This window comes from Nocardioides marmoraquaticus (assembly GCF_054777915.1).
This window is the reverse complement of the sequence record NZ_BAAHAA010000003.1, coordinates 155,803-168,665: the sequence shown is the minus strand read 5'-3', so window position 1 is coordinate 168,665 and position 12,863 is coordinate 155,803. Positions and strand designations below refer to the sequence as shown.

Here is a 12,863-nt window from a genome sequence, read left to right as displayed (position 1 = left end):
CGAGCACCCTCGGTCACGGCCCTTCGTCGTCCCCACGCCCGGCCACCTCGTCGGTCGAGCCCGACCAGCTGGTCGAGCCTGTCGAGACCACCCTCGCCGGTCGAGTCCGTCGAGACCTGGGCGTACAACCTCGTCGGTCGAGCCTGTCGAGACCAAGCCGGGTACTCGTCGGTCGAGCCTGTCGAGACCACCGTGAGCAATCGCGGTGGGTCATGCTCGACCAGCAGATGGGGCCGTGGTCTCGACAGGCTCGACCAGCGGTGGCTGGGTGTGGTCTCGACAGGCTCGACCGACGATGGCTGGGTGTGGTCTCGACAGGCTCGACCAGCGGTGGCTGGGTGTGGTCTCGACAGGCTCGACCAGCGGTGGCTGGGTGCGGTCTCGACAGGCTCGACCAGCAGACGGGGCCTCAGGCGGAGGAGGGCTGCTTCCACTCCTCGAAGGGCAGGTTCCAGTCGCCGTAGCCGTTGTCGAGGGTCATCGAGCGGTCGGAGCCGACGTACTCGACGACGTCACCCACCTTGGAGTTGGCGTAGAGCCAACCGGCGTTCTCGGTGCTCATGCCGGTGCAGCCGTGGCTGACGTTGTCGTAGCCCTGGCTGGCCACTGACCACGGCGCGGCGTGGATGAACTCGCCGCTGTAGGTCAGGCGCATCGCGTAGCGGACGTCGTCGATGTCGTAGCCGTCGGCGCTGTCGACCGGGATGCCGGTCGTCTCAGAGCTCATCCGGCGACTCTCGAACTTCTCCATGATCACCTTGGTACCGCTGCGGGTGGTGAACTTGGGCTGCTCGCCGGTGGTGATCGGGATGGTGCGCACGAGCGAGCCGTTGCGGAACACCTTCATCTCGTGCGTGGTCATGTCGACCTTGCTGACCATGGCGTCGCCCACGGTGAAACCGACGCGACGGTCGACCTGGCCGTAGATGCCGTTGCCGGCGGGCACGCCCGCGACGTCGGCGTCGACGGTCACCTTGGTGCCGGGCTTCCAGTAGGTCTTCGGGCGCCAGTGCACCTCGGTGTCGCTCAACCAGTGCCACGCGCCGGGCTGGGCGGGCGCCGAGGTCACCTTCAGGTGGTCCTGGATCGCGGCCCTGTCGGTCACGGGCACGTCGAAGCGCACGATGGCGGGCATGCCGACCCCGACGGTGGCGCCGTCGGCCACGAAGCTGGGGTAGGTCTGCTCGTCGAGGGTGAGGGAGCGGGTGGTGAACTTCGAGCGGTAGGTGGTGGCCAGACCGTCGTCGTCGACCGCCTCGCCGACCACGCGGTAGCGCGTGCCCTGCTGCAGCAGGCTGTCGGAGGTCCAGGTCGCCCCGTCGGCGTCGAGGGTGCCGCGCAGCTTCGCGCCCTTGCCGGTCGTGACCCGGACGGTCTCGAAGCGCCCGTCGTCGACGCGGAGCGTGAGCGGCTTGCCCAGCTGCGCCTGGCGGGCACCGGAGCGGACGTTGCTGGTCACCGTGGCGGCCGACTCGGGAGCAGCGGCGGGGTCACCGGACCCGCCTGTGCCCGACGCGTCGTCAGCGGAGGACGACGTCCCGATCGAGCAGCCGGTGAGCAGCAGGAGGCTTGAGGCGGCGGCGACGCCGAACGCCCGAGAATGACGTGCCACGGAGAACTCCACAGGTCGATGTCGTGGACAACCGCCTCAGACTAACAAGCACACCCCAGTGGACCCCGCAGCACAGACGTGTGAGCCCGCCCACCGGTGTCGGTGGGCGGGCTCGCACGCGCGATGAGCGCTCGGACCTAGTGGCCGCTCAGCTGGTGTCCGTGACCGGTCGCACCCTCGCGGCCGTCGAACTGGTGGCCGTCGGCCGCGTGACCCTCGAGGGCCGCCTCGTGGGCGTGCTCGAGCTCCGCGTGGTGGCGCGCCTCGTCGAGCTCCTCCCGGGTCGGCTTCTGGATGTTGTCACCCACCCAGAGCTCCGAGAGCCGGGCGCGCAGACGGTCCTTGCGGGCGCTGGGGGAGGCAACCCCGTTGCCGTCGACCTCGGCCGGCGGCAGGATCATCTCGTCGCGGTCACGGGCGGTGAGCGTGTACTGCGACGTCAGCGGCAGCGGCAGGTGCTTCTCGCTGTAGCCACCCTGGGCGTCGCGCATGATCACGCCGGTCTCGTAGCCGTGCAGCAGCCTCTCGTTGTCGGAGCGCTGCAACGAGATGCACCAGCGCCGCGTCACGATGAACGCGATGACGGGTCCGATGAAGACGGCCGCCCGCAGGAAGTACGTGATCTGGTTGATGCTCAGGCCCAGCCGGATCGCGATGATGTCGTTGCCGCCCGCGGCCCACATGAGGCCGTAGAAGGTCATCAGCGCCACCATGAAGGCGGTGCGGTTCGGCGCGTTGCGCGGCCGCTGGAGCAGGTGGTGGTCGCGCTTGTCACCGGTGATCCACGACTCCACGAACGGCATCACCAGCAGGATGACGATCGCCAGGGTCGGCAGCAGGATGATCGGGACGAACACGTTCCACGACCAGGTCGTCCCCCAGAAGTGGGACTCCAGGCCCGGCATGATCCGCAGCGCGCCGTCGGGCCACCCCATGTACCAGTCGGGCTGCGAGCCCGCGGTGACCTCGGCCGGGTTGTAGGGGCCGTAGCGCCAGATCGGGTTGATCGTGAAGACGCCACCCATCAGGGCCAGCACACCGAAGACGATGAAGAAGAACCCGCCGGCCTTGGCGGCGTACACCGGCAGCATCGGGAAGCCGACGACGTTCTGCTCGGTGCGGCCGGGGCCAGGCCACTGCGTGTGCTTGTGGTAGACGAGCAGCAGCATGTGGGCGGCGATCAGCGCCACCAGCACACCCGGGATCAGCAGCACGTGGATCGTGTAGAGCCGCGGGATGATCGAGTCGCCGGGGAACTCCCCGCCGAAGACGAAGAACGAGGCGTAGGTGCCGATCACCGGGATCGACTTCATGAAGCCGTCGGCCGCCCGGATGCCGGTGCCGGAGAGCAGGTCGTCGGGCAGCGAGTAGCCGGTGAAGCCCTCGAGGGTGCCGAGGACGAGCAGCAGCACGCCGATCACCCAGTTGAGCTCGCGAGGCTTGCGGTAGGCGCCGGTGAAGGCCACGCGCATCATGTGGATGAGCATCGCGGCGATGAACAGGTGCGCGGCCCAGTGGTGGATCTGCCGCATCAGCATGCCGCCGCGGATGTCGAACGACAGGTGCACGGTCGAGGCCATGGCCTCCGACATGTGCAGGCCGCGCAACGGTGCGTAGGAGCCGTCGTAGATGACCTCGGCCATGCTCGGGCGGTACCAGAAGGTGAGGAACACGCCGGTGAGCAGGAGGACGACGAAGCTCCACAGCGCGATCTCGCCGAGCATGAAGGACCAGTGGTCCGGGAAGACCTTGCGGAGGTTCTTCTTGGCCAGCCCGGCGATGCCGAGCCGGTCGTCGGCCCAGGTGGCGGCCTGGCCCACCTTGGACGGCTTGCCGGCCTTCGCCGCGGTGCGCCCGTTGGTGGGCGCGACGGTCTCAGCGCTCATGACTCACTCACTCCGGTCCTGGCTCATCGTTGTCACGCTCCCAGAAGCTGGGTCCCACGGCTTCGGTGAAGTCGCTGCGGGCGATCAGGTAGCCCTCGTCGTCCAGTGCCAAGGGTAGCTGCGGCAGGTGACGGGCGGCGGGGCCGAAGACCACCTTGCCGTTGTCCGCCAGGTCGAAGGTCGACTGGTGGCACGGGCAGAGGAGGTCGTGGGTCTGCTGCTCCCACAGGGAGATGGGGCAGCCGACGTGGGTGCAGATCTTGGAGTAGCAGAGGATGCCGTCGATGCCCCAGTCCTCGCGGCCGGGCCACGGGGTGATGTCCTGCGGGGGCATCCGGACGATGACGACCGAGGCCTTGGCCTTCTCGACCAGCAGCTCGTGGCCCTCGATCTGCTCCTCGTCCTCGAAGGAGTTGAAGAAGATCTCGGGCTGGCCGTTGATCAGCTGGCCGACCTCGACGTCCTGCGGACGGATCGGGGTGCCGGACACGTCCTGCACGACCCGCATGCCCTCGGTCCACACGGTGCGGGTCAGGACGTTGCCGGGCAGCGGACCGAGGTCGCGCAGCAGCACGACGGCGGGGAGCCCGAGCAGGCCGACGGAGGCGAGCAGCGAGTTGCGGATGAGCGGCCGGCGGCCGATGCCCGACTCCTCGGTGCCCAGGCGGAGCGCGGCGAGCGTCTCCTCCTTGTCCTCCTCGGACGAGGCCGACGGGTGCCGGTACTCGACGATCTCGGTGTCGGCCATCAGCTTGCGGGCCCACTGGATGGTGCCGACGCCGATCAGCAGCAGCGCCATGCCGAGGCAGGCGCCGAGGGCGAGGTTGGAGGCACCGAAGCCGAGCACCGTGTCGATCTCGTCGCCGACCGAGAAGACGAAGTAGGCGACGACGAAGAGGACCGTGAAGAGGGCCGACAGACCGAAGAGCAGCGAGACCTGACGCTCGGCGCGACGCTCGGCGGCCTCGTCGACGTCGGTGGGTCGGGGCTCGTGGGCCGGGAGGCCCGGGTCGGCGATGGGCTCGGCCGCCGTCGTGGCGAGCTCGTTGCCGCGGCGGTCGTCGCCCGCGTCCTCGTTGCCGGGCTGGTGGTCGCTCGTGCGGTCGACGCTGGTCACGAGCCTGCCTCCTGCTTCTTGCGCTGGGTCGAACGGGTCGAGTGGGCGGCGATCCAGACCGCGAAGGCGACCAGACCACCGATGCCGACCAACCAGGCGGCGATGCCCTCGGTGACGGGACCGAGATTGCCCAGGTTGTACCCGCTGGGGTTGTCCATCGTCTCGGCGTAGTTGAGGTAGGCGATGATGTCGCGCTTGTCCTCGGGGGTCAGCACGGCGTCGGAGAAGACCGGCATCTGCTGCGGGCCGGTGACCAGCGCCTCGTAGATGTGCTTGTTGGAGACACCGCTCAGGCTAGGGGCGTAGCGACCCCGGGGCAGCGCACCGCCGGCGCCCGCGAAGTTGTGGCAGGCGGTGCAGTTGGTGCGGAAGAACTCACCGCCGCGGACGATGCCCTCGTTGTCGACGCCCTCGGTGTCGTACTGCTCGGGAGCAGGGACGGAGGGGCCGGGGCCCAGCGAGTCGATGTAGGCCCCCATGGCCTCGATCTCGGCGTCGGTGTAGACGGGCTTCTTGCGCGGGGCCTGCGTTCCGGGGTTGGACATCGGCATCCGGCCGGTGCCGACCTGGAAGTCGACCGACGCGGCGCCGACGCCCACCAGCGACGGGCCGTAGTTGTCGCCCTTGTTGGTCGCGATGCCCTCGGCGTTCTTGCCGTGGCACGACGAGCAGCCGACGAGGAACAGGTCGCGGCCCTGCTGGACGAGGTCGGTGTCGCTGGCGCTGGCCTGGGCGGGGGAGTCGACCATGGCCTTCGCCGTCGCGAAGACGCCACCGGCGAACACGAGGGCCAGCAGCATCACCAGCGGGCCGGCGTAGCGGCTGCGCCGGCGGGCGGACAGGCGCCGCAGCCCGGACTGCTTCCGGGAGCGGGACTTCGAGGTGAGTCGCACCTGGTCTTCCTTCGGTGTCGGTGCTGCTGGGCTGGGGGAAGGACCGGCTACTTGATGAGGTAGACGGTCGCGAAGAGGCCGACCCACACCACGTCGACGAAGTGCCAGTAGTAGGACACGACGATCGCGGTGACGGCCTGCTCGTGGGTGAACTTGCGGGCCAGGTAGGTGCGGCCCAGGACGAACAGGAAGGCGATGAGGCCGCCCACGACGTGGATGCCGTGGAAGCCGGTGGCGAGGTAGAACACGGTGCCGTAGGCGGACGAGGAGAGCGTGAGGCCCTCGTGCACCAGCTCGGCGTACTCGAAGGCCTGGCCGCCGATGAAGATGGCACCCATGACGTAGGTGACGATGAACCACTCGCGCAGGCCCCACGAACCGACCTGGTACCAGGCTCCGGTGCGCCCGACCTTGCCGTCCTCGGCCTTGAACACGCCGAGCTGGCAGGTCACCGACGACAGCACGAGGATCGTGGTGTTGATCGACGAGAAAGGCACGTTGAGCAGCTCGGTCTCCTGGCCCCAGAGGTCGGGGCTCACCGAGCGGATCGTGAAGTAGGCGGCGAACAGTGCCGCGAAGAACATCAGCTCGCTCGACAGCCACACGATCGTGCCCACGCTGACCATCGAGGGACGGTCGTGGTGCCCGTGCAGCCGGGACGCCGGAATAGCCGTTGCTGTCGCCACGTTCCTCATTATGGCTCGGCAGGTGAAGACCCGCACGCGTGGGTCGTGTGTCGATGCGAACATGTCGCCCTGAGACGTCGCTGAGCGCGACCTGGGAAGAGGGGGAGACCTGCGGCGCGACTCCCGGCGGTAGCATCCGCCGCGTGAGCCAGAGCACCAGCGCCGACGCCGCGCCGACCCTCCGCATCCTGGTCTACAGCGACGACGTCGACACCCGGCAGCAGCTGATGCTCGCGCTCGGGCGCCGACCGCACCCCGACCTCCCCGAGGCCGAGTACGTCGAGGTCGCCACCGAGCCCGTGGTGATCCAGCAGATGGACGCCGGCGGGATCGACCTCGCCGTGCTCGACGGCGAGGCTGTCCCCGCGGGCGGCATGGGGGTCGCGCGCCAGCTCAAGGACGAGATCTACCGGTGCCCGCCGCTGCTGGTGCTGACCGGCCGGGTGCAGGACAACTGGCTGGCCACCTGGTCGCGGGCCGACGCCGCCGTGTCGCACCCGCTCGACCCGGTCGAGCTCGCCGAGACGGTCGTCGGGCTGCTGCGCCCGCGCGTGCCGACCCGCTAGCGGCGTGGCCGAGCAGCACAGCTGGCCGGAGGTGCTGACGCGCCTCGTGCGTCGCGAGGACCTCGATGCCAGCCACACGGCGTGGGCCATGAGCGAGGTCCTGCGCGGCGAGGCGACCTCGGCGCAGGTCGCGGGCTTCGCCGTCGCGCTGCGCTCCAAGGGCGAGACCGTCGCCGAGATGGAGGGCCTGGTCGACGCGATGTACGCCGTGGCCCGGCCCCTGCACGTCCCGGGGCGCACCCTCGACGTCGTCGGCACGGGTGGGGACCGCAGCTTCTCGGTCAACATCTCGACGATGGCGGCCGTGGTGGCCGCCGGCGCGGGGGCGACCGTCGTCAAGCACGGCAACCGCTCGGCGTCGTCGAAGGCGGGCAGCGCCGACGTGCTCGAGCACCTCGGCGTGCGGCTGGACCTCTCGGTCGACGACGTCGCCCGGGTCGCCGAGGAGGCCGGCATCACCTTCTGCTTCGCGGCCGGCTTCCACCCGGCGCTGCGCCACGCGGCCGCGCCGCGCGGCGAGCTCGGCATCGCGACGAGCTTCAACTTCCTCGGCCCGCTCGCCAACCCGGCGAAGCCGGCCGCTCAGGCCATCGGGTGCGCCGACCCGGCCATGGCCCCGGTCATGGCGGGCGTCTACGCCCGGCGCGGCGTCGACGCCTGGGTCTTCCGCGGTGACGACGGCCTCGACGAGCTGACGACGACCACCACGTCGCAGGTCTGGCTGGTGGAGGGCGGCGAGGTCGTGCCCGCGCGGGTCGACCCGGCGCGCCTGGGCCTGGCTACGGGCACCGCCGAGCAGCTCCGCGGCGGGGACGCCGCCCACAACGCCGAGGTCGTGCGCCGGGTCGTCGGCGGCGAGGCCGGCCCGGTCCGTGACGCCGTGCTGCTCAACGCCGCGGCGGCGCTGGCGGTGCACGCCGGCGACGAGGGTGACGTCCACGACCGGCTCGCAGCCGGGCTCGAGCGCGCCGCCGCCGCCGTGGACTCGGGTGCGGCCGCCGACACCCTCCAGCGCTGGGTCGCGGCGACCGCCTGACGCGCCGCTCGGTCAGTCGAGGCCGAGGGAGAAGGCGGCCTCGAGGTCGTGACGAGAGAACGTGCGGAAGGCGATGTGGGTCTCGGTCTCGCGCACGCCGGGCACCTTGTTGAGCCGGTCGGCCACGACGCGGGCCACGTCGTCGTGGTCACGCACCCGCACGAGCGCGATGAGATCGATCTGGCCCGTGACGCTGTAGACCTCGCTGACGCCGTCGAGGGCGGCGATGGCCTCGGCCACCTCGGGGATCCGGGCGACGTCAGCCCGCACGAAGACGATCGCGGTGATCATGGTGGTCAACGTACCGGCTGGTGGACCGTCGGGAGCCGCCGCCGCTCGTCGAAGGGCGTGAGGTCGGCCCGTGACGCCTCGACCGCGTCGTGCACCGCGAGGTGCCGGGTGGCGCCCCGCACGGGGCACGACCACTCGCCCTCGACGTGCACGAGACGCACGCCGGGCTGCTCGAGCCAGCGCAGCACCTGCTCGCTCTCCTCGGCGCTGGCCGCCGGGGTGGGGCCCAGGCCGGGGATCACGGTGTCGGCGGACCCGCGCAGGGAGCGCACCCAGTCACCGGCGTGCGCGTCGGCCGGGATCAGGCCGGCTGCGCTGAGCCGGCCGTGCCGCAGGACGTGGACGGCCCAGCGACCGTCGTCCTCTCGACGGGCCGCGACGAGCTCGGGCAGGCGCGTGAGCGCGGACAGCCGCTGCAGGCGCGACACCGAGCGGACAAACGCCGCGAGCCGGTCACGGTGCACGCCGGCCTCCTCGAACCGCTCGTCGGCCACCAGCCGGGCCATCCTGCGCTCGAGTGCCTGCAGGACCGGTCCGGGATCACCGCGCACCGCGTCGCGCACCCGGCCGACGAGGTCGGCATAGGCGTCGGTGGTGACGCTGCCGTCGCACGGGGAGGAGCAGCGACCGAGCTCGGCCAGGGCGCAGGGCGTGCCCCGCGGCACCACCGGGAGCCGGCCGCCGCACTGCCTCACGGGGAAGGTCTCGTGCAGGGCGGCCAGGCACTTCTCGGCGGTGCGGCGTGAGGAGAACGGCCCGAGGTACTCCGCGCCGGATCCGGCGTCGTCGAGCACGCGCCGCACCAGCGAGAGCCGGGGCCAGGGCTCGACGGTGAGCTTGAGCCAGTGCACCTTGTGGGGGTCCTTGCTGCGGCGGTTGTAGGCGGGCCGGTGCGCCGCGATGAGCCGGAGCTCGCGGACCCGCGCCTCGAGCGGCGTCGCGCACTCGACGTGGTCGACGCGCTCGGCGATCGTCACCATCTCGCCGATGCGCGAGCGGGTCTCGGAGGCCGTGAAGTAGGACCGCACCCGCGAGCGCAGGTCGCGCGAGGTGCCGACGTAGAGGACGCGGTCCTGGGCGTCGCGGAAGAGGTAGACGCCCGGCGCGTGCGGCAGCGGCTCCGCCAGGTGGCGCTTGCGGCGCACCGCGGGGGAGACCCGGGAGCTGAAGGTCGCGAGCTCCTCGAGGGTGTGGACGCCCAGGCCCCCGAGCCGCTCCATCAGCCCGTGCAGGACGTCGACCGTGGCACGCGCGTCGTGCAGCGCCCGGTGGTCGGGGGTGGTGGAGGCGCCGAACACCCGCGCCAGCGACCCGAGCTTGCAGTTGGGGGTCTCGTCGCGGGTGAGGACGCGGCGTGCGAGCACGGCCGTGTCGAGCACCTCGAACGACGGCCACGCCCGCCCCTGCTCCTGCGCGAAGTGGCGCAGGAAGCCGACGTCGAAGGGGGCGTTGTGGGCCACCAGCACCGTGCCGCGCGCGAACTCGAGGAAGGCGGGCAGCGCGCTCTCGACCGGGGGGGCCTGCGCGACCATGGCGTCGGTGATGCCCGTCAGGACCGCGATGAACGGGGGGATCGCCGTGTGCGGGTTGACCAGGGTCTGGAACTCGCCGAGCACCTCGCCGGCACGGACCTTGACCGCGCCGATCTCGGTGATCATGGAGCCCGCGGCCGCCGAGCCCCCGGTCGTCTCCAGGTCGACCACGCAGAACGTGGTCTCGCGCAGGGGGCGGCCGAGCTCGTCGAAGCTCATCTGGGCGTCCCACCTGGTCACGTCGCCCGACGCTAGGCGCCCGCACCGACAACCCTGTGCCGCAACACGCGTCGGCGCCGCTCGCACGGCTGGGCCCGGCACGGGTTGTCGGTGGTCCCTGCCAGCGTGCGTCGCACCGGTCCCTTCCCCGACCGGACCGAGACCTCCGAGGAGCACGCCATGAGCCTGCACATCGACTGCGACGCCTGCCTGGTGCGCGGCCCCGCCTGCCACGACTGCGTGGTGACCGCGCTGCTCGGCCCACCGCCCGAGCTGGCCTTCGACGAGGAGGAGCGGCACGCCCTCGAGGTGCTCGCCGGGTCGGGCCTGGTGCCGCCGCTGCGGATGGTGCTGCCGGTCTCCGGTCCCGACGTCGAGACGGCGTGAGACGGCTCACGTCGCGAGGCGCCGACTTGGATCCGCCCCACGGGGTGGCCTAGGGTCTCGCGCTTGTTGGTCCCCGCACCAGCGCGCCGCCCGGCGTGCTCGGGGGCCGCGCCGAGTCCGAAGCCGTGCCGGGGGGTGCTGGCGAAGGAGCCGGGGACCCAACCGGAACGGCGGGTCGGCCTCGTGCCGAGCCACCGGTCCACGGGGTGAATCCGGGTGACGCACCACCTGCGGTGGGGCCGATCCGGTAGGGCGTTCTTTGGGCCCGAACCCGTCAGCTCACCTGGTAGGCGTCGACACAAAGAGGAGACCGTCCGCTCGTGACCGACGGCCGGAAGTACCGCCCTGCCCACCGTGCGGAACGCACGCCACTCACCCGTCGTGCCGCGGTCCCGACCGTCGCCGCGCTGGCCCTCGGTCTCGCGGGCTCCGGCCTGCTCGCCGCCCCCGCGGGCGCCGCGGACCTCGACGCCAGGATCGACCGGGCGCAGGCCCAGGTCGACCGTCTCGACCGGCTCGCCGGCGAGCGCGCGACCACCCACGAGCGTGCCCAGGCCCGCGCCGGTGCCAGCAAGCAGAAGGTCGAGCGCCTGACGCAGCGCATCGAGGAGCAGCGCGAGCGCACCGCCGACCTGCGCGAGCGCGTGGCCCGCGGCGTCCTCGTCGAGCACGGCACCGCCGCCGGTGCCGCCGGCTCCGGCACCCCCGCGGCCGACGTCGTCCCTGTCGCGTCGACCTCGATGCCCGCGACCTCCGAGCGGTTGCTCGCCGGCGTCGCCCTCGTCACCGAGGACGCCGGCGACACCTCCTCGGCGCTGCAGGAGACCGAGACGACCCGCGTCGAGCTGGTCGAGCGTCGGGCCGCGGTCCGCGAGGTGCTCCAGGAGCGTCGTGCCGCTGCGCGCGACGCCGGCAAGCGCGCCGAGCGCGCCGGCGCCGAGCTCGGCGCCGCCCAGGGCCGGCTCGCCTCGCTCGAGGACGAGCGCGCCGAGCAGCAGGCCGAGCAGGTCTCCAGCGGTGCCGTGGCCTACGCCATGGCGCAGGTCGGCAAGTCCTACGTCTGGGGCGCTGCCGGGCCCGACGCCTTCGACTGCTCCGGCCTGACGATGGCGGCCTGGGCGACCGAGGGCGTCTCGCTGCCGCACAACTCGCAGGCGCAGTACGCTGCAGGCACGCCCGTCTCCGAGAGCGAGCTGCAGCCTGGTGACCTGGTCTTCTACTACAGCCCGATCAGCCATGTCGGCATGTACGTCGGCAACGGCCAGGTCGTCAACGCGCTGAACCCCGGCTCCGGTGTCCAGGTCTCGGGTCTCCACGACATGCCGTACTCCGGCGCGGTCCGTCCGGGCTGACGCGCTGCTGCTCGCGCGGACGCTCCTGCTCGTCCTCGCGCTCGCCCTGGGGCTGCTGACCGGGTGCGAGCGCGGGACCGAGCTGGAGCCACCGCGTGGCGCCACCGCCGGCGGTGGCGCCGTCGAGGACGGCGCCGCCACCGTGCTCCGACGTCTCGAGCAGGCGATCGACGACCGTGACGTCGAGGCCGCGGCCGCGGTGGCGACCCCGCAGGCCGCGGACCTGCTGGCGGCGGTCGTCGACAATGCGCGCGCGCTCGACGTCCGCGACGTGTCGCTGCGCTACGTGGCGCCCGACGCGCCCGCGACCGACGGCGAGCGCGAGCGGCTGGGGGACGACGTCGTCGCCGTGCGGGCCCGGCTCGGCTTCGCCTACGCCGGCGTCGACCGCCGCCCCGTCGACGTCGAGAGCCGCGTGCTGCTGCTGCCCGGCGACGACGGTCCGCGCGTGGCCGACCTCGGTGGCGTCTCGGCGGCCACGCCCCCGGCCGACGCCGACCCGGACGCCTCCGGCGCCGGTACGCGTACGCCGCTGTGGTTCAGCACCCCGCTGACGGTGGTGCGCGAGGGGAGCGCCCTGCTCGCCGTCGCCGGCGACGACGCCGGTCGCTACCCCGGTCTGGCCGCGCGGGCCGTCGAGCAGGTGCGTCAGGTGCTGCCGCGGTGGGACGGTGACCTGGTGGTCGAGGTGCCGGCCGACGCCGACCAGCTGGACGCGGTGCTGGCCGCACCGGACGGCCGCTTCGACGCCATCGCGGGGCTCGCGGCCACCGTCGACGGCAGCGCCGAGCGTGGCACGCCGGTGCGCGTCTACCTCAACCCCGGCGTCTTCGGTGCGCTGTCGCGACGGGGCGCCCAGGTCGTGCTGACGCACGAGGCCACCCACGTCGCCGTGGAGGCGCCGTACGCCTCGATGCCGGTGTGGCTGCTCGAGGGGTTCGCCGACTACGTCGCCCTCGCGGGTGGCCGGGTGCCCGTCGACGTCGCGGCACGCCAGGTCCTCCAGCGGGTCCGCGAGGAGGGGCTGCCCGACGGCCTCCCGACGAGCGCTGACCTCGATCCCTCCGCGCCCGGCCTGGGGGCGACGTACGAGGAGGCCTGGCTGGCCTGCCGCTACCTGGGTGCCGAGTTCGGCCAGGACGCCCTGGTCCGGCTCTACGAGGTGGTCGACGACGGGACACCGGCCCCACGGGCCTTCCGCGACGTGCTCGGCACCACCGAGCAGCGCTTCGTGCAGGGCTGGCGCCGTGACCTCGCCGGGCTGGCGGGCGTGGCAGGCTGAGGTC

12 protein-coding genes and 1 riboswitch are annotated in these 12,863 nt (G+C 72.2%); of the genes, 5 read left to right on the top strand and 7 right to left on the bottom strand.

The genetic code is table 11. The annotated features are described in order from the left end of the window. Positions 1-409: 409 nt before the first annotated feature. The 5 genes from ACYU8I_RS03670 to ctaE all read right to left on the bottom strand — a co-directional run bounded on the left by ACYU8I_RS03670 (position 410) and on the right by ctaE (position 6,203). Complete coding sequence (locus ACYU8I_RS03670; protein WP_460837561.1) at positions 410-1,612, bottom strand: L,D-transpeptidase; 1,203 nt, start codon at positions 1,610-1,612, stop codon at positions 410-412. A gap of 137 nt (positions 1,613-1,749) precedes the next feature. After that, the gene (gene qcrB, locus ACYU8I_RS03665; RefSeq protein ID WP_460837559.1) at positions 1,750-3,498 is read right to left on the bottom strand and encodes a cytochrome bc1 complex cytochrome b subunit; all 1,749 of its coding nucleotides are present in this window, start codon (positions 3,496-3,498) and stop codon (positions 1,750-1,752) included. Between the two features lie 7 nt (positions 3,499-3,505). Continuing rightward, positions 3,506-4,615: a cytochrome bc1 complex Rieske iron-sulfur subunit gene (gene qcrA / locus ACYU8I_RS03660; protein WP_460837557.1), complete on the bottom strand. Its 1,110-nt coding sequence runs from the start codon at positions 4,613-4,615 to the stop codon at positions 3,506-3,508. Beyond that, positions 4,612-5,466: a cytochrome bc1 complex diheme cytochrome c subunit gene (gene qcrC / locus ACYU8I_RS03655; protein WP_460837686.1), complete on the bottom strand. Its 855-nt coding sequence runs from the start codon at positions 5,464-5,466 to the stop codon at positions 4,612-4,614. Before qcrC ends, qcrA begins: the two co-directional genes overlap by 4 nt. Before the next feature lie 89 nt (positions 5,467-5,555). Then, positions 5,556-6,203, bottom strand: a complete 648-nt coding sequence (ctaE, locus tag ACYU8I_RS03650; protein WP_460837554.1) for an aa3-type cytochrome oxidase subunit III — start codon at positions 6,201-6,203, stop codon at positions 5,556-5,558. Positions 6,204-6,337: 134 nt separating this feature from the next. On the opposite strand from ctaE, the gene ACYU8I_RS03645 reads away from it, so the two are divergent. Together ACYU8I_RS03645 and trpD are read left to right on the top strand one after the other, a co-directional pair. Beyond that, the gene (locus ACYU8I_RS03645; RefSeq protein ID WP_460837552.1) at positions 6,338-6,760 is read left to right on the top strand and encodes an Rv3143 family two-component system response regulator; all 423 of its coding nucleotides are present in this window, start codon (positions 6,338-6,340) and stop codon (positions 6,758-6,760) included. Between the two features lie 4 nt (positions 6,761-6,764). Next, the gene (trpD, locus tag ACYU8I_RS03640; RefSeq protein ID WP_460837550.1) at positions 6,765-7,796 is read left to right on the top strand and encodes an anthranilate phosphoribosyltransferase; all 1,032 of its coding nucleotides are present in this window, start codon (positions 6,765-6,767) and stop codon (positions 7,794-7,796) included. Between the two features lie 12 nt (positions 7,797-7,808). Here trpD and ACYU8I_RS03635 read toward each other — a convergent pair whose 3' ends face one another. Together ACYU8I_RS03635 and ACYU8I_RS03630 are read right to left on the bottom strand one after the other, a co-directional pair. Beyond that, positions 7,809-8,087 (bottom strand): Lrp/AsnC family transcriptional regulator, encoded by a 279-nt coding sequence (locus tag ACYU8I_RS03635; protein WP_460837548.1) that lies wholly within the window; start codon positions 8,085-8,087, stop codon positions 7,809-7,811. Positions 8,088-8,092: 5 nt separating this feature from the next. Beyond that, positions 8,093-9,838, bottom strand: a complete 1,746-nt coding sequence (locus ACYU8I_RS03630; RefSeq protein ID WP_460837684.1) for a DEDD exonuclease domain-containing protein — start codon at positions 9,836-9,838, stop codon at positions 8,093-8,095. 180 nt (positions 9,839-10,018) lie between these two features. Between ACYU8I_RS03630 and ACYU8I_RS03625 the strand changes: the two genes are divergently transcribed. From ACYU8I_RS03625 to ACYU8I_RS03615, 3 genes are all read left to right on the top strand, one after another. Beyond that, positions 10,019-10,225 carry a hypothetical protein gene (locus tag ACYU8I_RS03625; RefSeq protein WP_460837545.1) on the top strand — a complete coding sequence of 69 codons (207 nt, stop codon included), beginning with the start codon at positions 10,019-10,021 and terminating at the stop codon, positions 10,223-10,225. A 158-nt stretch (positions 10,226-10,383) separates the two neighbouring features. Beyond that, positions 10,384-10,533: riboswitch (cyclic di-AMP (ydaO/yuaA leader) on the top strand. 12 nt (positions 10,534-10,545) lie between these two features. Further along, on the top strand, positions 10,546-11,577 hold the full coding sequence (locus ACYU8I_RS03620; protein WP_460837542.1) for a C40 family peptidase: 1,032 nt from the start codon (positions 10,546-10,548) through the stop codon (positions 11,575-11,577). Beyond that, a complete protein-coding gene (locus ACYU8I_RS03615; RefSeq protein WP_460837539.1) occupies positions 11,519-12,859 on the top strand; it encodes a hypothetical protein in 1,341 nt (446 codons plus the stop codon). The genes ACYU8I_RS03620 and ACYU8I_RS03615 overlap by 59 nt, the downstream gene beginning before the upstream one ends. Positions 12,860-12,863: the final 4 nt, after the last annotated feature.